General features: G+C 60.5%; 25 protein-coding genes. 10 read left to right on the top strand and 15 right to left on the bottom strand.

Going from position 1 to position 24,090, the window contains the following annotated elements; all coding sequences use genetic code 11:
• Positions 1-32: 32 nt before the first annotated feature.
• From DSC91_RS34860 to DSC91_RS34840, 5 genes are all read right to left on the bottom strand, one after another.
• Positions 33-2,027 (bottom strand): beta-galactosidase, encoded by a 1,995-nt coding sequence (locus DSC91_RS34860; RefSeq protein WP_115783007.1) that lies wholly within the window; start codon positions 2,025-2,027, stop codon positions 33-35.
• A 37-nt stretch (positions 2,028-2,064) separates the two neighbouring features.
• Complete coding sequence (locus DSC91_RS34855; RefSeq protein ID WP_115783006.1) at positions 2,065-2,916, bottom strand: carbohydrate ABC transporter permease; 852 nt, start codon at positions 2,914-2,916, stop codon at positions 2,065-2,067.
• Between the two features lie 19 nt (positions 2,917-2,935).
• Positions 2,936-3,841: a carbohydrate ABC transporter permease gene (locus tag DSC91_RS34850; RefSeq protein ID WP_115783005.1), complete on the bottom strand. Its 906-nt coding sequence runs from the start codon at positions 3,839-3,841 to the stop codon at positions 2,936-2,938.
• A gap of 67 nt (positions 3,842-3,908) precedes the next feature.
• The gene (locus DSC91_RS34845) at positions 3,909-5,162 is read right to left on the bottom strand and encodes an ABC transporter substrate-binding protein (protein ID WP_115783004.1); all 1,254 of its coding nucleotides are present in this window, start codon (positions 5,160-5,162) and stop codon (positions 3,909-3,911) included.
• Between the two features lie 85 nt (positions 5,163-5,247).
• Positions 5,248-6,387, bottom strand: a complete 1,140-nt coding sequence (locus tag DSC91_RS34840; protein ID WP_115783003.1) for an ABC transporter ATP-binding protein — start codon at positions 6,385-6,387, stop codon at positions 5,248-5,250.
• Between the two features lie 206 nt (positions 6,388-6,593).
• On the opposite strand from DSC91_RS34840, the gene DSC91_RS34835 reads away from it, so the two are divergent.
• Positions 6,594-7,616 carry a LacI family DNA-binding transcriptional regulator gene (locus tag DSC91_RS34835; RefSeq protein WP_115783002.1) on the top strand — a complete coding sequence of 341 codons (1,023 nt, stop codon included), beginning with the start codon at positions 6,594-6,596 and terminating at the stop codon, positions 7,614-7,616.
• Between the two features lie 247 nt (positions 7,617-7,863).
• Here the strand turns inward: DSC91_RS34835 and DSC91_RS34830 are convergent, their stop codons facing one another.
• Together DSC91_RS34830 and DSC91_RS34825 are read right to left on the bottom strand one after the other, a co-directional pair.
• Entirely contained in the window at positions 7,864-8,511 is a 648-nt protein-coding gene (locus tag DSC91_RS34830) for a carboxymuconolactone decarboxylase family protein (RefSeq protein WP_115783001.1), read from the bottom strand.
• 77 nt (positions 8,512-8,588) lie between these two features.
• Positions 8,589-8,951: a BON domain-containing protein gene (locus DSC91_RS34825; RefSeq protein ID WP_115783000.1), complete on the bottom strand. Its 363-nt coding sequence runs from the start codon at positions 8,949-8,951 to the stop codon at positions 8,589-8,591.
• A gap of 59 nt (positions 8,952-9,010) precedes the next feature.
• Between DSC91_RS34825 and DSC91_RS34820 the strand changes: the two genes are divergently transcribed.
• Both DSC91_RS34820 and DSC91_RS34815 read left to right on the top strand, forming a co-directional pair.
• Positions 9,011-9,484 carry an MFS transporter gene (locus tag DSC91_RS34820; RefSeq protein WP_162831505.1) on the top strand — a complete coding sequence of 158 codons (474 nt, stop codon included), beginning with the start codon at positions 9,011-9,013 and terminating at the stop codon, positions 9,482-9,484.
• Positions 9,485-9,648: 164 nt separating this feature from the next.
• On the top strand, positions 9,649-10,299 hold the full coding sequence (locus tag DSC91_RS34815; protein WP_115782998.1) for an enoyl-CoA hydratase/isomerase family protein: 651 nt from the start codon (positions 9,649-9,651) through the stop codon (positions 10,297-10,299).
• Between the two features lie 270 nt (positions 10,300-10,569).
• Here DSC91_RS34815 and DSC91_RS34810 read toward each other — a convergent pair whose 3' ends face one another.
• Both DSC91_RS34810 and DSC91_RS34805 read right to left on the bottom strand, forming a co-directional pair.
• The gene (locus DSC91_RS34810) at positions 10,570-11,502 is read right to left on the bottom strand and encodes an NAD(P)-dependent alcohol dehydrogenase (protein ID WP_115782997.1); all 933 of its coding nucleotides are present in this window, start codon (positions 11,500-11,502) and stop codon (positions 10,570-10,572) included.
• 35 nt (positions 11,503-11,537) lie between these two features.
• Positions 11,538-12,215, bottom strand: a complete 678-nt coding sequence (locus DSC91_RS34805) for an FMN-dependent NADH-azoreductase (RefSeq protein WP_115782996.1) — start codon at positions 12,213-12,215, stop codon at positions 11,538-11,540.
• Positions 12,216-12,346: 131 nt separating this feature from the next.
• On the opposite strand from DSC91_RS34805, the gene DSC91_RS34800 reads away from it, so the two are divergent.
• A complete protein-coding gene (locus DSC91_RS34800; protein WP_229758092.1) occupies positions 12,347-12,772 on the top strand; it encodes a winged helix-turn-helix transcriptional regulator in 426 nt (141 codons plus the stop codon).
• Between the two features lie 295 nt (positions 12,773-13,067).
• Here the strand turns inward: DSC91_RS34800 and DSC91_RS34795 are convergent, their stop codons facing one another.
• Positions 13,068-14,114: an oxygenase gene (locus DSC91_RS34795; protein ID WP_229758093.1), complete on the bottom strand. Its 1,047-nt coding sequence runs from the start codon at positions 14,112-14,114 to the stop codon at positions 13,068-13,070.
• 19 nt (positions 14,115-14,133) lie between these two features.
• Positions 14,134-15,138, bottom strand: a complete 1,005-nt coding sequence (locus DSC91_RS34790) for a Rieske 2Fe-2S domain-containing protein (RefSeq protein ID WP_167470539.1) — start codon at positions 15,136-15,138, stop codon at positions 14,134-14,136.
• A 187-nt stretch (positions 15,139-15,325) separates the two neighbouring features.
• Between DSC91_RS34790 and DSC91_RS34785 the strand changes: the two genes are divergently transcribed.
• Positions 15,326-16,063 (top strand): TetR/AcrR family transcriptional regulator, encoded by a 738-nt coding sequence (locus DSC91_RS34785; protein ID WP_162831504.1) that lies wholly within the window; start codon positions 15,326-15,328, stop codon positions 16,061-16,063.
• Between the two features lie 57 nt (positions 16,064-16,120).
• Here DSC91_RS34785 and DSC91_RS34780 read toward each other — a convergent pair whose 3' ends face one another.
• Entirely contained in the window at positions 16,121-16,444 is a 324-nt protein-coding gene (locus DSC91_RS34780) for a 2Fe-2S iron-sulfur cluster-binding protein (protein WP_115782992.1), read from the bottom strand.
• A 73-nt stretch (positions 16,445-16,517) separates the two neighbouring features.
• Positions 16,518-17,165, bottom strand: a complete 648-nt coding sequence (locus DSC91_RS34775) for a TetR/AcrR family transcriptional regulator (RefSeq protein ID WP_162831503.1) — start codon at positions 17,163-17,165, stop codon at positions 16,518-16,520.
• A 313-nt stretch (positions 17,166-17,478) separates the two neighbouring features.
• Here DSC91_RS34775 and DSC91_RS34770 point away from each other — a divergent pair, with 313 nt between their 5' ends.
• The 5 genes from DSC91_RS34770 to kce all read left to right on the top strand — a co-directional run bounded on the left by DSC91_RS34770 (position 17,479) and on the right by kce (position 21,643).
• Positions 17,479-17,724, top strand: coding sequence for a ferredoxin (locus tag DSC91_RS34770; RefSeq protein WP_175171798.1), 246 nt, complete (start codon positions 17,479-17,481; stop codon positions 17,722-17,724).
• Positions 17,725-17,757: 33 nt separating this feature from the next.
• Positions 17,758-18,753: a flavin reductase gene (locus DSC91_RS34765; RefSeq protein WP_115782990.1), complete on the top strand. Its 996-nt coding sequence runs from the start codon at positions 17,758-17,760 to the stop codon at positions 18,751-18,753.
• A 238-nt stretch (positions 18,754-18,991) separates the two neighbouring features.
• Positions 18,992-19,810: an SDR family NAD(P)-dependent oxidoreductase gene (locus DSC91_RS34760; protein WP_115782989.1), complete on the top strand. Its 819-nt coding sequence runs from the start codon at positions 18,992-18,994 to the stop codon at positions 19,808-19,810.
• Positions 19,811-19,857: 47 nt separating this feature from the next.
• Positions 19,858-20,631: an SDR family oxidoreductase gene (locus DSC91_RS34755; protein ID WP_115782988.1), complete on the top strand. Its 774-nt coding sequence runs from the start codon at positions 19,858-19,860 to the stop codon at positions 20,629-20,631.
• A 79-nt stretch (positions 20,632-20,710) separates the two neighbouring features.
• Complete coding sequence (gene kce, locus DSC91_RS34750) at positions 20,711-21,643, top strand: 3,5-dioxohexanoate:acetyl-CoA acetone transferase (protein ID WP_115782987.1); 933 nt, start codon at positions 20,711-20,713, stop codon at positions 21,641-21,643.
• Positions 21,644-21,706: 63 nt separating this feature from the next.
• On the opposite strand, the gene DSC91_RS34745 is transcribed toward kce, so the two are convergent.
• On the bottom strand, positions 21,707-22,933 hold the full coding sequence (locus tag DSC91_RS34745) for a cytochrome P450 (RefSeq protein ID WP_115782986.1): 1,227 nt from the start codon (positions 22,931-22,933) through the stop codon (positions 21,707-21,709).
• Positions 22,930-24,090: a CaiB/BaiF CoA transferase family protein gene (locus DSC91_RS34740; protein ID WP_279636331.1), complete on the bottom strand. Its 1,161-nt coding sequence runs from the start codon at positions 24,088-24,090 to the stop codon at positions 22,930-22,932. Before DSC91_RS34740 ends, DSC91_RS34745 begins: the two co-directional genes overlap by 4 nt.

The raw sequence follows: 24,090 nt of genomic DNA, 5'->3' as shown, positions 1-24,090 counted from the left end.
CGGCGTTAGATTCGATGTTTGATCGAAGGGGGTCATAACGAAAGCGATTTCAATGTGCTGGTTTCTACCGTCTTCCACGCGCAGACATCGCCGGTTTCAAGCTTCAGTTGTCCGAGCACGACAGTTGCGTTGGCCGGCGCCGGCGCCTCTACCTGGGCCGGGCCGAAGTTGAACGCGAAGGTCAGATCTCCACGCCGACGTAGACGCAAGCCGTCAGGCAGCAACTGTGTCTCGATGCCGGCATCCTTCGCTGCCTGTTGCAAAACCTCGCGATGCAATGCGTGCGACAACCAACCCGCCACATAGCGAACGTTTCCATGAGTAAGAACCGCCGGCCATGAATCGTCGAACTGCGCATCGACGGTCGTCTCGCCATTGGCGCGAACGTGTTCGCGCCAATGCAGCGCGACACCTTGCGTGTCTCCGATCGAAAGCGCTGGCGTGAGCGTCGGGCGTAGCGTTTCGACTTCGAGCACCTGCATCGGCAGAACGCGTTGCAACGCGCCGGGTGGCAGGCTCGAAGGAATGGCGAAGGTCGCGGTCTTTGAGCCACTCCTCGGACCGAATACCCATTGCGCCGAACTCCTTTCGATCTGATCGACCAATGCGTCATCGATCACCGCGATGCTCGGCACCACCACCAACCGGTACTGCGAAAGATCAGCCCTGCTCGACACGATATCGACGTCGAGACCGAGTTCACGCAGCGCCTCGTAGTAGTCGAACGCCAGCGTCTGATAGTCGAAGGTTTTGCCATGACGCTGAATCTCGAACATCCACTGCGTCTCGTAGTCGAACACGACTGCGGTGGCCGCGCGCGACGGTGCACCGAGTCCGGACAGCGCTTCAGACGAGGCAATTTCACGCGCCGCCTGCTGGACTTCGAGGCCGCCAGGCGACAGTTCGTTGTTCGGCAAGTTGAGACCCGAATGCATCTGTTCCTGCGCATACGGACACTGACGCCAGCGGAAATACGACACCAGTTCCGCGCCATGTGCGAATGCTTCGTACGCCCACAGCCGGACCATGCCCTTCGCGGGCACCGGATTCCACGGCGCCCAGTTCACCGGGCCTGCCTGTTGCTCCATTACCCAGAACCGGCCGGCGCCGATCGCGCGATAGCGGTCGTGATCGAACGCGGAGACGTCCGGGTGGGCGGTGCGTGCATAACGCGCCTTCTGCTCTTCAGGCAGTGCGATCGATTCCGTGCGCGCGATCGGATAGCTGTCCCACGCTGCCACGTCGAGCGCGTTGTCTTCTGCGAAACGGTAATGATCGAAGGTCGTGAAGAAACCCATGAAGTTGTGCAGTAGATCCGCCTCAGGCGCATGCTCACGCAGCACGTCAATCTGCTCGCGATGGAAGCTGGCCACCTCGTCGGACATGAAGCGGCGAAAATCGAGCAGGTGGATCGGATTGGCGTCGGTGGGCGTGAGGTTAGGCAAACCGATCGCCTCGAACGACGGATACTCCATGCTCCAGAATACGTTGCCCCATGCGTCGTTCAACGCCTCGACGCGCTCGTAACGATGCCGCAGCCACGCCTGAAAACGCGTCAGTGCCGCGCTCGAATAGCTCGGCACGGTCTCATGGCAACCGAGTTCGTTATCGGTCTGCCACGCGACGATAGACGGATGCGGCCCATAGCGCTCGGCCATCGCGGCAACGATACGCACGCACTCACGCCGATATATCTCGCTGGAAATATCGTAATGGCGACGCGAGCCGAAATTCCAGCGCGTACCGTCCGCACGCACCGGCAACACGTCCGGGTACGCATCGATCAGCCATTTCGGCGGCGACGCGGTCGGTGTGCCCAGCACGAGTTTCAGTCCTGCAGAGGCCAGCGTCTCGACGGCTTCGTCGAGCCAGCCCCACTCGAATTCGCCGGCGCGCGGCTCCATCCGGCTCCACGCGAATTCCGCGATCCGCACATGTGTGATGCCGAGATCGACCATACGTTTTGCATCGTCGGCCCACATCGAACGCGGCCATTGTTCAGGGTAGTAGCAAACACCAAGTCGCATGAGAGAGTCTCTTTGTTAGATGACGGCAAACGGGCGATCAGCCCTTGCTTGCGCCGAAAGTCAGGCCGGCGACGAAATGCTTCTGCATCAGGAAGAACATCAGAACCGAGGGCAAGGCGGCAAGCACCGAGCCGGCGGCGACCAGATTCCACGCCGTGGTCCACTGGCCTTTAAGCGCCGCGACGCCCACGGTGATCGGCGCGGCCTCGTCGCCTTGCGTGAGGCACAGCGCCCAGAAGTAGTCGTTCCAGACAAACGTGAATACGAGGATGCCGAGTGCGGCGAGCGCGGGCCGGATCAGCGGCAGCACGATGCGCCAGTAGATCGTCCATTCGCTCGCGCCCTCGACCCGAGCTGCCTCGATCAGTTCGAACGGCAGCTGCTTGATGAAGTTGCGCAGAAAAAGCGTGCAAAAACCGGTCTGGAACGACACATGAAAAATCACCAGAGCCCACACGCTGTTGAAGAGCCCCACTTTCAGCGCCATTTCGCGCACCGGGATCATCAGGATCTGGATCGGTACGAAATTGCCCGCGACAAAGGTGAACAGCACAGCGGTATTGCCCGGGAACCGGTAAGTTGCCAACGCAAAACCCGCCATCGAAGCGAGCACGATCGCGCCGATCACCGAAGGCACGGTGATCAGAAGGCTGTTGGCGAAGTAATGCAGCATCGGCGTTTGTGTGAGCGCCGTGCCATAGTTTTCGATTAGCGCAAAATGCTTCGGCCAGCCCCAGTACTCGCCTTGCGATAACTCGTCCGACGAGCGGATCGACGTGACGAGCACGGCCAGCATCGGCAGCAGCCAGATCAGCAGCGCAAGCGGCAGCGACGCTTTGTACAGCGCGCGATTGAACGGTTTCCAGCGTTCGACGGGAAGCGGATACATGACACGTGACTCCTGGAAATCAGCGTTCTTCGCGCAGCATGCGGCGCAGATGGAACACGATGTAGACGAGCATGATGGCAAACAGCACGACGGCGATCGCCGCGGAATAGCCTTCGCGGTAGTACTTGATCGCCTGGTCGTACATGTAATAGGCCAGCACGGTGGAACTGTCGAATGGACCGCCGCCGCTCATCACCGCGATCAGATCGAAGCTGCGCAGCGCGCCGATCACCGTGAGCACCACGGCCATTACAGTGGCCGGTCTAAGCTGCGGAAGAATCACGTGCCACAGCAGACGCACGCCCTTTGCGCCTTCCATGCGCGCCGCCTCGACCACTTCCGGATTGATGCCCGTCAGGCCGGTGAGATACAGCACCATGCAGAACGGTGTCTGTGGCCACAGCGCGGCGAAAATAATGCCGAAGGTGACCGTGTGCGGATCGCCGAGCACGGGAATGCCGTGGCCGACAATCAGTCGCAACAGGCCGAAGCCAGGATCGTAAAACCAGCTGAACACGAGGCCGACCACCACGCCCGACAGCACGAACGGCGCGAAAAACAGCGACTTCACGACGCGCATGCCACGAATATGCTGGTTCAGATACAACGCGAACAGCAGTCCGAGCGGCGGCGCCAGCAGGAACAGCGCGAGCCAGATCAGGTTGTTCCTGAGCGCCGTATAGAAGGTGTCCGAGTGGAACAGCTCGACGTAGTTGTCGAGACCGGCAAAGGTCTTCGGCGTCATTCCATCCCAGTTGTAAAAGCTGAGCGAAATGCTGCTGATGATCGGATAGACCACGCACAGACAAAACAACACGCAACCCGGCAACAGGAAGAAAAGCGCCGCGCGGTGCTGATGACGGCGCGTCGTAGAGACGTGCCGGTGCTTGGCCGCCGGGAGGCGGCGCGCTGCGGGATAAGACATGGTGGGCCTCTTCTGGGATCGAAGGCAAGCGTCGGTCGTCGAAATAAACATCGCCGACGCTCGCGGCTTACTTCTTATAGATGCGTTGGCGTGTCGCTTCGAGGCGCGCGAGCACCGCATCGACCTGCGATGGATCGTTATAAAATTGCTGCATCGCCTTCATCCCTTCGTCGGCCATTTCCTTCGTCATGTCGCGATCGTAGAACTGCGCGATACCGCCTTTGGTGTTCGCAAGCGTCTGGAATCCGATCTTCGCAATCGAATCATCAGGTTCGGCCGACTGGCTGTTGGAGGACAACTGGCCCCAGCCCTTCGCAAGATCCGCGTTGATTTGCGGCTGCTCCATAAACGCCAGCAGCCTGCGCGCGTCGCCTTTGTTCTTCGCTTTTGCCGGAATCAACAGCACATTCACCGGACCGTCTTCCGCCATCGGCACATTGGCATCGATCACCGGGAAGCGGAAGTAGCCCGTCTCAGGTCTGATGGAGGCCGGGATGATCGCCGAAAAGAAAGTGCCCATCAGCATCATCGACGCCTTGCCATTCACGAGAATCGGTGTAATCGCATCAAGATCGTAGGACAGTGCGTTATCGATGAAATAATGATTGTCAATCAGCGTTTTCCACGCGGCGTAGACTTTTTTCACTCGTGCGTCCGTGTACGGAACTTCGCCAGACATCAACTGCTGGTGAAACGCGTAGCCGTTGATGCGCAGGTCAAGATAGTCGAACCACGCGGCAAGCGTCCAGCTGTCGCGTGCGGCAACGGCAATCGGTGCAACGCCGCTTGCCTTGAGTTTTTTGCAGGCGTCGAGGAATTCATCCCACGTTTTCGGTTCGCCCTTGATGCCGGCCTTCTCGAACAGGTCCTTGCGATAGAAGAAGCCGTACGCGTCGTAACCGAGCGGCGCGGCGTACTGCTTGCCCTTATACGTCGAGGCGTCCTTCACCGATGCATACTGCTGCGACCAGCCGTTCTTGCTCCAGTCGGACGACAGGTCTTCGAGCAGGCCGCGTTGCGCGTAATACGCCATGCGCTCGCCGGCGTTCCAGGAAACGACATCGGGCGGATCGGTGGCAAGCCAGCCGCCGATCTGCACCTTATAAGCATCATCGGCGATGTAGGTCACCTTGAGGTCGACGTCAGGGTTGGCTTTCTTGAACTTGTCGAAAGCATCCTGCCAGGTCGCACGCTGATTTCCGCGTGACGATACATTGACCGTGAGCGTGGCGGCATCGGCCGCGGCGCATGAAAGTGCGGCGGCAACCAGAACAGCGACGGTTGACATGTGGGCCAGACGGCGAAGGCGATAAGCAATCATCTTTTGTCTCCTTGACTACCTTGTTGGCTGACAGCGGGTTGCTGTCAGGCGATGAAAACCGCTCTATGGCGGAGTTTGAATTTTCTCAAGCGGCGATTCGCTCAGGCTCGGGCATGTTGCGCCGCAGCGCGATACCGTCGGCATCGAACAGATGACACGCCGAAGGCGGAACATGAATGCAGATGCGCTCGCCCGATCCGATCGGCGTATCGCCCGCGGCCTTGGCGATGAGCGTGCCGGCCGCATGATCCGCATGGATATAGCTGTGTTCGCCGAGCCGTTCGGATAGCACCGTGACGCACTGAATGAACTGCTCGTCGCCGGAGAGACGCAGATGTTCCGGGCGCACGCCGAGCGTGACGGGCTGGCCGCGCTGAAGACGGTGGCCGTCCACGTGAGCGACCAGCCGTTCGCCGCTTTTCGTCAGCGTGACGGCCACCTTGCCCACTTCGATCGAATCGACCACGGCATCGATGAAATTCATTCGCGGCGAACCAATGAAGCCCGCCACAAAGCGCGACTTCGGATGGTGATACAACTCGAGCGGCGCACCGGTCTGCGCGATGCTGCCGAAGCGCTCCGCGTCCGCTCCCGCGTGCAGCAACACGATCCTGTCGGCAAGCGTCATCGCTTCGACCTGATCGTGCGTCACATAGACCACGCTGGCGTTCGCGAAGCGTTGATGCAGGCGGGCGATTTCGACACGCGTCTGACCGCGCAGCGCGGCATCGAGATTCGACAGTGGTTCATCGAACAGGAACACGCCAGGTTCGCGCACGATCGCCCGGCCGATCGCCACACGCTGGCGTTGCCCGCCCGAAAGCGCTTTCGGATGGCGATCAAGGAAGGCGTCCAGTTGCAGAATGCGTGCGGCTTCGCGCACCTTCCGGTCGATGACGTCTTTCGGTTGCTTCGCGAGTTTCAGGCCGAACGCCATGTTGTCGAACACGGTCATGTGCGGAAACAGCGCGTAACTCTGGAACACCATTGCCACGCCGCGCCCTGCGGCGGGCACATCGTTCATGAGGCGGCCGCCTATATGCAGCTCGCCTTCGCTCAGGTCTTCGAGGCCGGCGATCATTCTCAGCAGGGTCGACTTGCCGCAACCCGAGGGTCCGAGAAACACACAGAACTCGTGCTGCGCGATCTCGAGATTCACGCGCCGGATCACCGGCGGATGGTCTCCGTACGACTTCTGCACGTTCGTAAGACGAATCGTAGCCATACTGCTGCCTCCTGGATTTAACCGCTTAAATTTTTGTGAAAAATAAACGGCCAGCTCTTGTGCAGCAGGCATTTAATCGCTTAAATTCGAGTTCGAGGGGAAAAGCCATGGTGGGTGTCTCCTTTGGTGTTTTCCAGCAAGTTATCAACGTCGGCGGTTGCTTGCAACATTTGAATCACGCTCCCTGAATATGGGATAAACAGAACATGGTCACCCTTTCCGAAGTCGCAAAGCGCGCACACGTCACCGCCGCCACCGTTTCCAATGTCCTGCGTAACCGCGAGAAGGTCCGCCCGGAGACTGCCGAACGCGTGCTGAAGGCGATCGCCGATCTCGGCTACCGGCCCAATCTGAACGCCCGCGCGCTGGCGGAGGGCCACTCGTCGACCCTGGCCTTGATGCTGTCGAACATCTCGAACCCGTTCTACCCCGAGTTCGTGTTGGCCGCCGAGCGAGCGGCACGCAAAGCCGGGTACTTCCTGATGGTTTGCAATACTGACGATGATGCGGAGGTCGGCCGTGCGTATCTGAACCAGATCGCCGGCACACTCGCGGACGGTGTCCTCGTGATGAACACGGACATCAAGTTCAACGAATTGTGCGCATCGGCCACGCACAGCGCGCCGATCTTACTGGCGATGTGGGAACACCCCGAATCGCCGCCCGCACTGCCCTGCATCGCCGTGGATTTTGCCCATGCGGGTGCGCTTGCCGCGCGCCACCTGCTCGAACTGGGTCACCGCGAGATCGGTCTCCTGATCGGCGACGGCTGCGGCGGCTTGCAGGATGCACGCTCAAACGGATTTCGCACGGTGATGCGCGAGGCCGGAATCGAAGCAGACGCGGCCGCGGTGCTGCAAATCCGCGATTCTATCGACGCCGGCTACGCCGCCTGCATGCAGCTGATGGCGAACCGCTCTCACCTCACGGCGATTTTCGCGACCAACGACCTGCTCGCGATCGGCGCGGCACAGGCCCTGATCACGCTTGGCCGCGCCGTGCCGAACGACGTGTCGGTCATCGGCATTACGGACATTCAACTGGCGCACCAGGTGCATCCGGCGTTGACGACGGTTGCGATCCAGACGGCGGCCGTTGCGGAGTTGTCGGTCGACAGACTCATCCGCCTCATCCAGGCGCCTGCGCAACAGCCCTCGATGGTGATTGCTCCGCCGCCTGAACTTGTCGTGCGCGCTTCGACAGGTCCGCGGCGAACAGAATCGAGGTGAGTTCAGTCTTTTGTCGCACCGACCACCAGCCCCGCCACAGAATGCTTCCGCGTTGCAAAGAACATAGCCACGCAGAGACGCACGGCGAGAGTCCCCAACCGACACAGGAGGGCTGGCGACCGCGCGAAGGTGGCCTCGCGTCAAGTGTTTCTCACAGATTGAGTTCCGGCGCGGCAGGCACGCTTAGCCTGGGTGGATCGAGCAGGTGACCCGGCCATAGCTTCCTCCACCAGAGCAGGATGAATACTCAGCAGTTACCGTAAGCATCTTTCGGGTTGCCTGCATTCGGCTCGAGCGGCGTATGCATCGCCCGCGTGAACATCGCGGTCCCGGCGTATGTGGTCGCCGTCATCGTCAATTCGACGATTTCCTGATCGGAAAACTGCTTCTTCAGTGCGGCAAATTGCGTATCGGATGGGCCATTCCGGCGGAACAAGCCCTCCGACCAATCAAGAACGGCACGCTGCCGGGCGTTGAACAGGTTGCTGTTGCGCCAGTCAGCGATCGCGTCGACCTGATCACGGCGCAGCCCACAACTCATCGCCATTGGCCGGTGCTGCATCTCCTCGTAGTGCCCGCCATTCAGCTGGACGCTGCGAATAATCGCCAGCTCGCGATAGACCCGCGGCACGCTCGCATCGAAGCGAATCGCATGTGCCATCACACCGGCAGCCAGCATCATTTTCGGTGCATTGGCCATGGTCCGGTGAAGATTGAGTGGCTGGCTCCCCTTCGCCCTCACATCAGAAAAGGACTTCTGCACCATGAAGTCGCTAGTGTCATCGCCGACGAGCGGAATCCGCGAGACCAGTTGGTCTGTCGCGGTGACGAAGTCCGCGCTGACAGTGCCCCACAGAACGGCCATCAGTGTAGCCGCGAGAACCCGTTTAAACATAACCTCCTCCCGCCCCCCACCTTTGCACGTGGTCAAACATACGCGTGGCGGGAAACCGCAGCTTCCGCGCCGGTCTTCTACCTGTATTCATTCGACACGCTGAGCTTGTTGTTGACTGACGAGACTCCCGCAACGCTCCTTGCCACGTCACCGGCGCGAGTCACTTCTGTAGCCGACGCCACCTCGCCCAGCAAGGTCACTGCCCCGTTCTTCGCTATAACAGCCAGGTTGACAGGACTAATCTTTGCCTTATCAAGTGCAGAACGAATCTTGTTCTCCAATTGATGGTTCGCCTTTCTTATTTCCTTTGCGGTCGGAGCGAGAACCAGCGAAGACGACGCTTGCGCCACCATGCCCGCGCTGCCCTGTGCAAAGACTGCGCAAGGCGCCGTCACGATTGTCATGAAAATTGCAATTCCGAAACCGTGAATTCTTTTCATAGTGTTTCTCCTGAAATCTCAAATCAACGACACTGCTGCATGTCGCGCGGCAGATGCCGATGCCGCAGATCGCCGGCCTGATGGCCATGAGCGCGGTCGCCGGCATAGTCGGCACGGCGAGCAGCGGTTTCGTCATGGACCGCTTCGGCGCCACCTGGGTTCTGCCGGTCTATCTGGCGGGAGCTGCTGCCGCGATCACGGTGATTGCAACGATGGATCTGGATTCTGTCTGGACGCCGCTGGCCTTTGCGGCACTCGGATTTCTCTACAACAGCGGATGGGGCGCACTGAACGCACTGTGTTCGATCATGTACCCCCCGGAGATGCGGGCGACCGGCGTCGCCTGTTCGATCGGAGCCGGCAAGGTCGGCGGGATGATCGGCCCGGTCATCGGTGGTGTACTGATCGCCGCGCAATGGGATCTCACGCCGATACTTCTGATCGCTGCGGTACCCGAATTTGTCGCTGCAGCAGCCGTGCTGGTGTTATTCATGCTGCGCAGAACGCAGCCGGTGCCGGCTCCAGCCGTCTGATTACAGACGAGCCTCAACGTGATCCACCGACCAGAGCGGACGAGTCTCGCCGCGCGAGCGAGAAGATCCCCGCATCCAGGCGCGGGTCGCACCCGGTCTACAACGCGCAACCCTATCGCAATGCATGAACGCTGCGCCTGGTATTTCTCTATACAGAGCAAACAATGACATATTTCGTACATCTCTCCAGGGACGGGGCCGTCCTCGTGATTGAAATAGACAACCCGCCTGCCGCCTCCGCACAAACGGTCTGTCAGGAGTTGATAGAAGGACTCCTTGCCGCTCGAGCAGACGCGACTATTGAAGCGGTAATCCTGTGCGCAACGAATCACCCTTGCGAGGCTGACGCGGAGATCACCGGGTTAGACCTGGAGGGAATATCTCACTCGGATTCGAACGACATCTTCGACACCATCGAAGGTCTGGCCCGTCCGGTTGTAGCGGTACTGCACGGAACCGTGCTCGGTGGCAGGTTGGAACTCGCGCTTTCTGCTCACTATCGGATCGCCGTTGCGTCAGCTACGTTCAGGTTGCCGGACGTGAAGCTGGATATCTCGCAAGGAACCGGCGGTACGCAACATCTTCCGCGGATTGCGGGGATACGCGATGCGCTGGATAGAACAACGGGTGGCACGCCTATTTCCGCATGCAAGGCCCAGGAGTTGGGGATTGTCGACGTCGTCGTTGAAGATGGGCTTAGGGAAGCGGCATTCAAACTTGCGCACGAGCTCATCGCGAACGGAACTCCGCCGCGGCGCGCCCGTAACCTGTCCCTGGATAGATCGGTGATCCGCGCCAACTTCTCTAATAATTAACGGGAAAGGAGTGAGGACACAGACTCGCCGTCGACTGTTACGACGTCGGGCTCGCCGGGCGGTCAATTTGGATGGTTAGTACAAGTACCATCCATCTGACAAGATGACGTGACGATTTGCTCGAACCAGTTTACGTGCAAATTAGCTGCTCAGCTACGAAGCACGGTGATGAGCCAGGTAGCTGAAAGGACAACTCTTTCCATACCCGCCGAAATTCATGCGATGGCTGCCTGAGTCTCCAGTGCACGAATACGCTGAGGTTCAGCGCCATTAGGTCATGACGATGATGGCCTTGCCTTTTGTGCGCCGACCAGACTCCAGATCGCTAATGAGCGCGATAGCGTCGTCCAGCTTTTCAGTGCGACCGATCGAAATTTTTAGCTTTCCGCCACCGGCGAGGTCCGCGATCTTCTGCAGGATTTCCGTGTCCGGACTGCCGAAGACAAACTTGTGTCGCAACGAAAACAGACTGCGCATCAACTTATAGAACGAGGGGTTGGTATCGACCACGACGCCGCGGCGTTTGATCAGCGCATCCCCCTCGCCTGGAGAAAGACTGCCGTTGCAATCGAACACAATGTCGAATTTCCGAGTCAGGTCAACCGGGATTTCCAAGGTGTAGTCCAGAACCGAATCGATCCCGAGTGTTTTCGCATCGGCGAGCGCGCCCGGTCCGACGCGTCCGGTTACTGATGCACCGAACGCTTTGGCGATGCGCACCGCAGCCTGTCCGACTCCGCCATACGCCCCGTTGACAAACACAGCCTGTCCAGCCTTCAGACGCCCCTTTTGGACAAGCGCTCGCCATGCGGTTACGCCGACCGCGGGCAACGTTGCCGCTTCCTCATGAGTGAGAGACGTCGGTTTTTTGACGGCCAGTTTTTCCTTCGTAATGAGCTTTTCTGCGAAAGCTCCGGACGGCTTCACCGGAACCGTGCCGAACACTTCGTCGCCTGCGCGAAAGCGCGTCACCCCACCGCCGACGCTTTCCACGACGCCCGAAAAGTCAGTGCCCATCGCGCGCGGGAGCCGCCGCCCGGTCATGAATTTCATGGCTCCTTGCCGGATTTTCCAGTCGGCTGGATTAACGGAACTGGCTTTGACCCGCACTAGGATCTCGTCGCTGGCTGGAGCAGGCAGCTCATAGGTTTCCAACTGCATCTCTTCGGGGCCACCGTAGCGGTGATACTGAATTCTTTTCATTGACGCCTCTGTATTAACGATTGCGACATGGCATCTCACCCAGCTTTCACCGTGGCGGCCTCGGCCAGCGCGGCATCGATAGCGCGCTGCCGGGACTCGGCACCATAATTGACGCCTTCTGCACGAATGAACTCGATGTTCGTCACGCCGATAAACCTGAAGAAACCAGTCAGGTAGCTTTCCTGATGATCGAGTACCGCCATCGGTGACTGTCCGCTGTAAAAACCACCGCGCGACGAAGCAACTATGATCTGCTTGCCACCACAGAGACCCTCCACGGCGGTTTCCGTGTAGCGGAAAGTCTTTCCGGGCACAGCGAGGCAGTCAATCCAGGATTTCAGCTGGCTCGGGATGCCGAAGTTGTACATCGGCGCGCCGATTACAACGATCTCGGCCGCAAGGAATTCGTCGAGTACCGATTGGATTGCAGCGAAGTCGTGCTGAAGTGTCAGCCTGGCAGCGTGATCGCCTCTCGCGTCGCTTACGTCGAACTGCGCCGAATCGGCGTTAAGGGCCCCGCTTTGGGATAGCGCGTCCAGCTTGAGATTCTGGAGTGCCGTCGAATGCTGCGGCACCGGAACGGCGGCAAGATCCCGGTAGTTGACTTCAACCAGCGGGTTAGCCAGCTTCAGTTGGCTAACAATATTGGCCGAAATCTGCCGGCTGATGGACTGAGTGCCCGAGATGCTGGAATCGATGTGCAGGAGTTGCATGCTTACTTCCCCGAAGCTGTGTGGACAAAGGTGACCGCTGCCGCGGTCAACAGGAACTTTCTGTTCGCAGGAACAATTTGTTCGTTACGCCATGGTACAGTTCGCAAAAGTTCGCACAAGGAGGCACTTTTTTGAGCGATACGCACACTTTTGTTCGCACAATCGATGCGTCCCACGATGAATGCCGGGCGGTCGCCGACACCCTCGCCCGCATCGGCGACAAATGGACGGTGATGGTGGTCGGCGCCCTGTCACAGGGGCCGATGCGTTATAACCAAATCGGTCGAGTAGTTGAGGGAATCTCGCAACGCATGCTCACGCTGACCCTTAAAGGACTGGAACAGGACGGACTTGTCGAACGGACGATGTATCCGACCATTCCGCCGCGTGTGGACTATGAGCTAACCGAACTTGGACGGATGTTGATCGTGCCGCTGCAGGCGCTGTACGACTGGGCGCTCGAACATCGGCCCGCCATGTTGGCCGCACGGGAAAAATTCGCGGAAAGGGAGTTGCGGGCCGCGTTGCGCCCCGCAAGCATCAGCACATCGAAATAACGATTTGCCAGCTTGAGTGTATGGCGACAATCGACAAAGGGTCTACGGTATTTCCAGGGAAGCTGTGTTCGCTCGCCGGGCCAGCCACGGATGGACGCAGCCTCAAACAACGCAGCGTCGCTGTCCAATGCGACGCCATCCGATCAGGAGGCCACCCATCCTCCTACCACTCGTTCGCTGCGCACCGAGTAAAACCCTGCAACAGTTTCTCCGGCGCAATCGAGACGCGGCTGCTTTAAGCGACACCGCCCGATTTGACCTCTGCAGGGAAAAGCGGGCAGGCTCACCGTGCGGGCTACAGGACCGGCATGCCGAGAAGTTCACGCACATCTCGTCCCGGGTCCGCCCCGAACGAAAAGTCACCCTGCTGTTGGCGTCTCGCGATCTGCTGCATCAGGAAGCGATAGCGCGTTCCAGCGCCGTCGAAACGCGAGTGCAGATCGCGCCGGTCTGCCGGTTCGGCGTAACGGGCGCTTTGCGGCCCTACCATGATGTTGTCCTGCGGGCCGACGATATAAGCAGCACGCGGCATCAGGATTCGAAACGGTCCCGGTGCGGCAGTTGTATTCATAGCAAAGTTGAGCCGGCAGCGGTCCTGCGATTCCGGTACGCACGGATGAAACAACGGCACATGGAAGCCCGGCGTATAGCGACCGTATGCAATTGCCACGGAATTGCGCACATGGACGTGAATGACCGCCCGAACGTCCTGGTACTTCGCCCTCACACCGCCGACCCAACGCATGATGGGCGCAACGGATTTGCTCTTGCAGTGGCGGATCATCGTCACCGTCTCGGAAGTAGACTGCACTTCGATCCGGTCGTCCTCGGAATATTCGTCGCCGACCACATTCGCGTGCAGGAAGTCGGCGTGCGTGAGGTCGAGCAGGTTTTCGAGCGATAACGCCGAGCAGCAGTCAAAGCGCAGCGTGCCACGGGTGTACCAGGGCAGGCCACCCTCGCGCGGCAGAAACGGAACGTCGGGCACGAGCGATTCGTCGGCCTTCTCGGGGTTCCCGTACCACACCCAGACATAGCCGTAGCGCTCCATGACCGGGTAATCGCCTGTCCCCATCGTGAACGCGGTAGAAGGAAGCCGCTTCGCCGCCGCGATGTCGGGCCGGTGTTCAGACGCATGCAGATCGCCTTTGGCGCGCCACAGGTAGTACGGCTGGGAGTGAACCTGACGTCGGGAAACGGTCTCATGAACGTCGGTCACATGCGCAACCGGGAACCATGCATCGCGCAACTGCAGAACACCGGGGACCCAGTCTTGCACGGCGGGACGGTCCGCCGCACGACTGGTTAAGGAAGGCTCTTCGGATAGCGTCGTGGTAGTCATGCGTAGCACCTCTGTTATTTCACGCAGCGCCCGCGGCACCCGACGACGGGAGCGCGGCAGCCAGGGGGACCCAATCGCGGGAACAGCCGATTGCAAGTGTCGACAGCGCGGTGCCGTCGATGTGGTTTAGCAGCGTCAGAGGCGACCGGCCCAGGCGGGATCGGAGCCGCAACAGTGTCGTGCGGGCACCGCGTGCCTTGACGGCAATGCCACCGCGCCAGTGAACCGCCGTTGTCCCGCGAGCCGCTGGAGCGGTTGCAAGCGTCGCCCACAGCACAAGTTGCTCCGTGTTCGAACGAAGCTCGACTGTCGTTGTCGTGGCGCCTGGCGTTGTCGCCAGTTGCAGCGAGAACGGATAGTCGGTCACGAAGCGATGGTTCACCCTGCGGCGCGACGGTACGACGCCGCGCTCCATCGTGACGCGGCCGCTGCGCAACCTTGGGTCGCTCGTCACGTAGTCGGTGACGCGCAGGCCGGCGATACTCATCAGCAGATGCGGCGCATCTGCGAGCGCAGCGACGTAATCTTCATGGTGCAGGCTAACGATTGCCGAGCCGAAGAACGGATGTGCGCATTGTTCCGGCGCGCGCTCGACGACGGTCGAAGCCTCGAACCCGGTAGCATCGCCAGCTCGCACGAACACGAAGCCATCACGTTCGATGACCTGCCACGTCCGCGCGCCATAGCGTGCCGGCACCCGTTCGGTGTCCGACAGATTCGGAATCGCCGTACACGCGCCCGTCTCTCCTTCGTATGTCCAACCATGATAGCCGCACTGCAAGCGGCCTTCCGGCGTCATGCGGCCCAGCGACAGCGGCGCACGGCGATGCGGGCAACGGTCCTCCAGCGCGCGGGCCGTTCCGGTCCTGTCGCGGAACAGCACGACTGGCTCTCCCGCGCACATCCGACCGATCGGCTTCTCGCCGGACACCTGCTCCGATAGCGCCAGCGGCCACCAGCGCCCGCGAGCACGGTGGTCCCAAAAGCGCATTGGCAACACGACTGCTTCGTTCGACGTATTCATACGGTTCTTCCTGGCGAGGGACCTCTCTTCCCGATCACGCGCGATGCGATGGATTCGTTGGGTGGTCCCAGATGATGTGACACAACGAGGACTTCATTTTGCGGCCATATTTTGTCAACCGTCAAATAAACGTCCGTAGGTGTTTGCCATGAGATACTGCTCACCCGCACCCTTGTTTCTTGCGTTCATGAAAGACACCCAAGCCGCTCATCCCGAAACCATCGCACCTGCGCGCCGCAAGCGCGGTCGCCCAGCCGCCAGCGCCGATCCGGTCGCTCCCGACGAGCATCTGCTCGCATTGGCCATTAAGGCGTTCGCGGAGATCGGCTACGAAGGCGCGTCGATCCGGGATCTGAGCCGGCGCCTAAAGGTGAGTCACAACCTGATTCCGTCGCGGTTCGGCTCGAAAGAAAACCTGTGGCGCCGCGCCGTTGATTTCGGCATTGCCGATTCGATGTCGGCGATGAATGCGATTTTCGACGCGCAATACGAAACCGACGCGGACCGTCTACGCGACCTGGTGTTGCGTTTCATCGACTGGGCAGCGACCAATCCCGATTCGATCAGCCTGGTCAATACCGAAGCGCGCTGCGAGTCCTGGCGGCTCGACTACCTGTACAACGCTTACGTAAGTCCATTTCACCTGCAACTGGATCGTCTGCTGGCGCGCATTGCACGAAAACGGCACGTGCGCCCGATCTCCAGCGCTACTTTCATGGTGCTGCTGGTCCAGGGCGTCGGCAACTTCCTTGCGTTGGGTCCACTGATGCAACGGCTCGCGCCCGAAGGTCGGCGCACGCCCGCGGATGCAAAACGCGACGCGGCCACGATCGCAAACGTGCTGCTCAGCACCGTGCTCGGCGAGGAGAACATACCGGTCCGTGAAGTCCGCACGCGCAGGCGCGAACAGCGTAAGTCAACGTGACCCGCCTGAGCCATGCCTTGCCGTGACGCGCGCGCCGCGAATCCGGCCGCGGCCCGTTCAGATCTGCCGGTTTGGCAGGCGCACCTGCAATCCGTCGATCTCGTTGGCAATCTCGATCTGACAGCCCAGGCGGCTAGCAGGCGAGCGCGGCTCGACCGTCGCCTCCAGCATCGCGTCCTCCATATCACCGGGTGGAGCAAGCCGGCTCGCCCACGGCTCATCGACGAAGATATGGCAGGTCGCGCATGAACATGCTCCGCCGCATTCTCCTACGATCCCCGGCACACCGTGATTGATAGCGGCCTGCATCAGGCTTACGCCCACAGACTCCTCGATACTCGTACGGGTGCCGTCGGCCCCGACGAAGGTGATTTTTGGCATGCTCGACAATTGCTCCAGAGGGTTAGCTTCCCAAGCTATTCGTGCCGTCCTGCCAGTGACAGGCAAGCGAGATTCAGACCGGCGACGCTGCCTGGTCGATCATTCCGTCCCACATTTTTTTCAGGCGCGCCGGCAAATCCGACGATCGTCCCGATGCCGGCATGACCAGCAGCGAAAGCCGCACGCGCAGGACCAGTTCGGCTAGCATCGCCGGGTCGCCCGTAATTCCCAACAACGCATCGACGTCGCGCAGATAAGGTCCGAGCGCTTCGCCGATCTGCTCCGCATAGAGCGGGAGTGACCGTGCGAAGAAATCGAACACGAACGCCGGCTCCATCTCGAGCAGCCGCGCGAGTTCAGTGTTCGCTTCCTGCTCGACCAGGATCGCGAGGACACCATTCTTACGCTCTTCGGGATCGCCACTTCGCTCCATCAAAGCGCTGACGGACGCCGCCAGGCGATGGCGTTCACGCGCGCCGAGTCCTTCGAGCAACGCTTCTTTGGTCGAGAAGTATCGATAGAGCGTGCCGCGCGCCACCCCAGCGACACGGCAGACGTCACTCAGCGACAAACGCAGCAACCCGCGCCGGCCGATCGCTTCGACGGTCGCGTCGAGAATCCGGTCGACACTTTCCTCACGCCCGAATGAACGCAGGCGCCGCTCACTCGCCCTTGTGTTCCGCTTGGGCGGCGTTGCGACGCGCCCATCCGTTCTCTTCACACCCGACGCCCGCGCCATTGAATGCCTTGTCTTTCCAGAACCGTTGATCTCCACCGACACCCGTCCCACGCTACAGGCAACCACCCATAGCGCCTTCTCGACAGTCGTCGGGATCCTGTCCAATTCTTGAACAAATAATACAACAATATTACTTTTTGTCTATTAATTGGAAAGCACCGGTAAGTCGCCATGAATTCACAAGGCATAGAGCAGGGTTTACTTGCACTTGTCAAAATGAACACATAGATACTATTCTGTTCAATATGTGCATACACGCCAATGTAGCGACAAGCACAAAAACAGGAGACACCGTATGCGACCCTCGCCATCCTCGCCCGTGCCGTTGCAGCTCACGGTGATCGTCGACCGCGCCGCGTGCTGCGGCTACGGCGTATGCGCCGAAATCTGCCCCAGCGTTTACAAGCTCGATGACAACGGTATCGTCTATGTCGAGAGCGATCTTGTGCCGGCGGGTCTGGAGAAAGCCGCGAAAGAAGCCGCAGCCGCATGTCCGCAGGGTGCGATCGCGACGGAAGAAAAGACCGGCGCACAACGCTGAATCTCGCAGCGGCGATAGCAAATGGAATGGACGATGGCTGAACTCTCTTCTTTCGACACAACCGAATTCCGCAAAACGCTCGCCACTTTCGTGACAGGCGTGACGATCATCACGACCTGCACCGAAAGCGGCGAACGCGTCGGACTGACGGCCAATAGCTTCAATACGGTTTCGCTGTCGCCCCCGCTAGTGCTATGGAGTCTGGCGAAAACGTCACGCAATATCGACGCTTTCAGTCGGGCCGGACACTGGGCCGTCCACATTCTCGCTGCCGACCAGCAGGACCTGTCCAATCGCTTCGCAAAGAGCGGCCACGACAAATTCGCCGGCGTGGAAACTGATGCGGGCACAGGCGGTGTGCCGCTGTTGCGTGGCTGTGCGTCGCGTCTGCAATGCAGGACATCGTTTCGCTACGACGGCGGCGACCATCTGATCCTTGTCGGCGAGGTGCTCGACTTCGACCGCAGCGAGCATCCGCCGCTCGTCTTCCATGGCGGCAGCTACGGTCTGGCGTTGAAAAACCTGAAGTTGCCGCCACGCGACACGGACGAAACGTCGGCAGAAGGACCGGCGAGCTTCAAGGAAGACTTCCTCGACTATCTGCTACCGCGTGCCCACTATCAGATCTATTCACGCATTCGGGCCGCTCATGCGTCTCATGGACTGTCGGATTCGGAGTTCTTCGTGCTCAGCAGTCTCGTCGCGCAGGACGGACGAACGCTCAGCGAGATCGACGCGATGTTTTCAGTCACCGGGCATTGCGTCACGTCCGACACCGTCCAGTCACTAGCCGGGCGACACCTGGTCCATTACACGACACCGGCCACCGACGCGATGGCAGCCCGCCTCACGCTGACGCCTGAAGGGCGCGAAACGACGCTGCGGGTCATGGCCGCCGCGAAGGCAATCGAGGCGGAAATCTTTGCACAGCTCGGCTACTGGGAATCGGTTTGCCTGAAGCTGTTACTCAGGCAGGTAGTCGCTATGACCGATATCGGGCTGCCTGCGATGTGGGCCGCGCCAGCCTGATATCCGGACCGCCAGACGGTAAACCAGCACTCTGCTTCAGACCGACAACCGATGGAAACCGGAAGGGCGCACTAGACGGAATAGTCGGGATCGTTACCGGTTCGGGCGGATGCATCGGGCGCGACCGCAGGCACCGTCGAAATCACCGAAGCGAGACGAACCATGTAGACGACTGTCAGCACCTGACACGCTATCAAAGCAAGCCGGCAAACATTCATACACTGGAGTCCACGACGTCATGAAAGTACTCGAGAAAAAGATTGCGGTCATCACCGGAGCAGGCTCCGGCATTGGGGAAGCCACTGCGCACCGGTTGGCCGAAGAAGGTGCGGCGGTGGTCATCGCCGATCTCGACGGCGAAGCCGCACACCGGGTTGCCGTTGCGATTGCCGCGCGTGACGGACAGGCCATCGCCATACGCACCGACATCGCCGATGAGGCGCAAATTCGCGCCATGACCGAGGCAGCACGTCAAAGGTTCGGCGGCATCGATCTGCTGTTCAACAATGCCGCGGTGACATCGGCGGCGCACTTCGCGCGCGACCTCGACGTGATCCAGATGGATGTCGAAACCTGGGACCGGACAATGAACATCAACGTGCGTGGCGCAATGCTGTGCTGCAAGTATGCGATCCCGCAGATGCTGGAGCGCGGCGGTGGTGCTGTCATCAACATGGCCTCGGGTCTCGGCCTGTTCGGGGATCTCACCCGCACGGCATACGGAACTTCGAAAGCGGCGCTGATCGGCCTGACACGTTTCATTGCGACGCAGTACGGCAAGCAGGGCGTGCGCGCCAATACGATCGCTGCCGGACTGATCGGCACCGACGCGGTCAAGACAAATCTCAGCCGGCAGGAACTCGATTTTCTACTCGAGCATCAACTGAGCCCGTCACTCGGCGAACCCAGCGATATCGCCGCGACGGTCGTGTTTCTCGCGTCCGACGCGGGACGCTTTATCACTGGCCAGACCATTCCCGTCGACGGCGGCTTTTCGGCGCACGTCCCTCAATACGCGGACGTTGCACGCATGATCGCCCAGTCCTCTGCTGCGTAAGCACTACTCGACTACCTATCGACGATCCATCGACCCATCGACGAACGATGAAAGACAATCTCTTCTCCATCCACGGCAAGATAGCGCTCGTGACCGGCGCGACGAGCGGCATCGGCCTGATGATCGCGCGCGGTTTTGTCGAGCACGGCGCGCACGTGTACGTGGTCGCGCGCAACCAGACGGCCTGTGCGCAGGTCGCAGCCGACCTGGGCGGCACAGGCCGCTGTATCGCGTTGCCGGCCGATCTGTCATCCGCCGCCGACCGTTCGCGGATTGCCGACACCGTGATGAGCCGCCATTCGCGGCTCGACATCCTCGTCAACAATGCTGGTGCGCTCGCCGACGAATCCATCGACACGTTTTCGGAAGAAAGCTGGGACGCCGTAATGGGGCTGAACCTGAAGGCGGTCTTCTTTCTGACGCAAAAGCTGCTGCCGGCACTACGCAACGGAGCAAGCGCCGACGCGCCCGCGCGGATAATTAACGTGGGCTCGATCGGCGGACTGCGGATTTCCGGACGCGAAAACTATTCTTACGTGGCGTCCAAGGCCGGTCTGCATCACCTGACGCGAGCACTCGCGCGCCGTCTCGGCGCTGAGCACGTCAACGTCAATGCGATCGCGCCCGGCCCGTTTCCATCGAAGCTCACCGAAGGCGTGCCGGACTCGGTCAAGCAAGCCGTGTGCGAACGCATTCCGTGCGGGCGCTTCGGGGAACCCGACGACGTCGCCGGCACGGCCATCTACCTCGCATCCCGCGCATCCGCCTACGTAACCGGCGCCGTGCTGCCGCTTGACGGCGGCAGTGTCGGTGCGACCTAGAACACCTGATGTGCCTGATACGCTCTTTCCAAGAGGCACGGCTTGCCAGGACTCAAGCTGCAACAGAACAGGAGTAACCATGGCCGAATCGAAAAAAGTCATCATCACGTGCGCCATCACCGGCGCGATCCATACGCCGTCGATGTCACCGCATCTGCCCGTCACACCGGCTGAGATTGCCACTGCGGCGATCGCAGCGGCGCAAGCCGGCGCGGCGATCGTGCATCTACATGCGCGCGATCCGAAAGATGGCCGGCCGGATCAGCGGCCAGAAGCCTTCGCACCGTTCCTGTCGACGATCAAGGCGGCCTGCGACGCGATCGTCAACCTGACGACCGGTGGTTCGCCGTACATGCCCGTCCACGAGCGTATCAAGCCTGCCATTGTATTCAAGCCCGAAGTCGCCTCGATGAACATGGGCTCGATGAACTTCGGCCTCTTTCCGATGCTGCAACGTTTCACCGAGTTCAAACACGACTGGGAACGACCCTATCTGGAGAACAGTAAGGACCTGATCTTCCGCAACACTTATCGCGACATCGAATACGCGTTGCGCGAACTGTCGGCGAGCGGCACGCGCTACGAGTTCGAATGTTATGACACTGCGCATCTGTACAACCTTGCACACTTCGTCGATCTCGGCCTCGTCAAGCCGCCCTTCTTCGTGCAGACCGTCTTCGGCATACTCGGCGGCATCGGTGCGCATCCCGACGACGTGATGCATATGAAGCGCACCGCCGACAGACTGTTCGGCACCGACTATCGGTGGTCGGTGCTGGGTGCCGGACGCAACCAGATGCCGATCGCCGCGATGGCCGCCTCGATGGGGGGCAATCTGCGCGTCGGTCTCGAGGACAGTCTGTGGATCGGCAAGGGCAAGCTGGCAAGTTCGAATGCCGAGCAGGTCGAAAAGGCAAAGGAGTTATTGCGTGGTCTGGGACTCGAACCCGCTACACCGGAGGAAGCACGCGAGATCTTGTGCCTGAAGGGTGCGGCTAACGTCGAGTTCTGAAACGCGAGGCGTACATCGTCTGCTCCCCTCACGCATCCGTAATGAAGGGAGCCGCTCCGCAACTCATCGTTGCGGAGCGAACACGACGTTCAATGGCCTGAACGAGCGCGTGAACATTCCCTGGAAACGAGGCGGTTCCGCAGCGGGATCGAGCCGCAGATCCGGTAGTCGGTCCAGCAGAGCATTCAGCGCCAACCGCATTTCCGCGCGCGCGAGTTGCGCGCCCGCGCAACTGCGCGGTCCGACATTGAACGCGAGGTGGTCGCGCACCGCCGGTCGATCGAGATCGACATGAGCCGGACACGCAGAATAATGCGCCGGGTCGCGGTTAGCCGCCGCGTTGATCGTAAAGATAACCTGATCCTTGCGGACCGGCATGCCGCCCAGTTCGATGTCCTCGTTTGCGACACGATAGCGGTACTGGACAGAACCCCAGACCCGCATCACTTCCTCAATAAAGCTCGTCAGCGCCTCGCCACGGTCTCCGCTAACCCGTTCGAATACCGCACGCTCCGTGAGCAACACATAGATTGCGTTCGACAACGCATGAACCGTCGTGTCGCTGCCGGCCAGATACAGTTCGCGGCAGGTGGCCAGCACGTCCTCCTCGGTTGCATCTGCCAACACTTCGGGGGCTTCCGCCCAGAGCCGGCTGATCAGATCGTTGGTCGGATTGTCACGCCGACTACGCACATACGGCAGCAAGATCGCATTGAGTTGGTGCGACGCATCGAGCGCGCGCTGGGTCGCGTCCTCGCCGAGAAAGTGCCGGCCACCTGCCCAGACCATGATGTCGTCGTGAAGCCGCATGACCCGGTGCAAGAACGCGTCGTCGAGTGCATCCATCCCGAACAGCGACATGAACGCCCTGCAAGGCAGTTGCAACGCGAGCTCGCTGAACAGTTCTGCGCTGCCCCGCTGCACAAAGCGATCGATCAGAAACTTTGTGACGGGGCGAATGTGATGCTCAGTGTAGACAGCAATATTCGCCGGCTTGAACAATTGCACCACATAGCGATGCATCCGGTCATGCTCCGCACCTTGCAAGACCGTGACGTTGCGCCGGCCGCCCTTCACTTCGATCATTGTGGCGTCCGCGTCAGCATATGGATGGCGGAAGTGCCCTTCATCGGAAAGGACCTGTTTGCACAGATCGTACGACAGTACGAGCCAGCCTTTCATCCGCTCGTCCCACAGCACTGGAGTGCGTTCGCGCATCGCGTCATAGAACGTATGGGGATCGGTATCGCTCGTCGAGAGCAGCGACGGTAAGTCATTCGCGTTCATCATTGAGTTCCTTGATGGTTAGCTCGACTGGCTCGTTCAAACAGGGTGCGATCAAGGTCCCAGTCGGCCACAATCGCATCGACGTCGGCACCTGCCGGGCGAGGTCCACGCGGCAGGCCGGCCGGCGTACGGCTGAAGCGCGGCGCCGGCGCATTTTGGGCAACTCCATCGACCTCGACGAAGGTTTCGCGGGCCACGTTGTGAGGATGCTGAAGCGCCTCCTGCAGACTCAACACCGGCGTGACACAAACATCTGCACCTTCGAACACGCGACACCATTCGTCGCGTGGCCGGGTAACGAAGATCGCCGCGAGTTCGGCTTTCAGCTCGGGCCAGTCGTGTTCGATGTTGCGCGCAGTATGCGACGGATAACCCGCTGACATGAAGCGCTCGGTGTCCACCCCGAGCCGCTCGAGAAACGCCGCATAGAACTGCGGCTCGATTGGCGCGACAGACAGAAACTTGCCGTCCTGGGTTTGATAGGTGTCGTAGTAGTGAGCGCCTCCGCCAAGGAAATTGCGGCCCACGCCATCAATGAATTTTCCGTCCGCGCGATAGCCAAAAAACATGCCGAGAAACGAAGCCGCCCCATCGAGCATCGCCGCGTCGACCACCTGCCCAAGTCCCGAAACACGAGCCTCCAGCAACGCGCACGTTACGCCGTAGGCTAGCAGCAGACCGCCGCCGCCGAAGTCACCGATCACATTGAGCGGCACCGCCGGCTTGCCGCCCGTCGGTCCGATCTGATTGAGCAACCCGCTGATGCCGATGTAATTCAGGTCATGCCCCGCACGCTGCGAGAGCGGCCCTTGCTGTCCCCATCCGGTCATGCGCGCATAGACGAGCCTCGCGTTACGCTCCAGACAGATCTCCGGACCGATGCCAAGCCGCTCGGCAACACCCGGGCGAAACGCTTCGATCAGCACTTCGGCCTTGTCGATCAGCGCGAGCGCGCTCGCAACGCCCTCCGGCTGCTTCAGGTCGAGCGCAATCGAGCGCCGGTTGCGCAACAGCGGCGAAGTGTCCGGCGTGTGTTGGTCACCGTCTGGGCGGTCGATGCGCACCACGTCAGCGCCCATATCAGCCAGCATCATCGCGCCATAAGGTGCCGCGCCCAACCCCGCAATCTCGACGACACGAACTCCGTGCAACGGACCCAT

This window comes from Paraburkholderia caffeinilytica (assembly GCF_003368325.1).
Lineage (GTDB): Bacteria > Pseudomonadota > Gammaproteobacteria > Burkholderiales > Burkholderiaceae > Paraburkholderia > Paraburkholderia caffeinilytica.
Note: the sequence above shows the minus strand (reverse complement) of the source record. Positions and strands in the feature narration are given on the sequence as shown.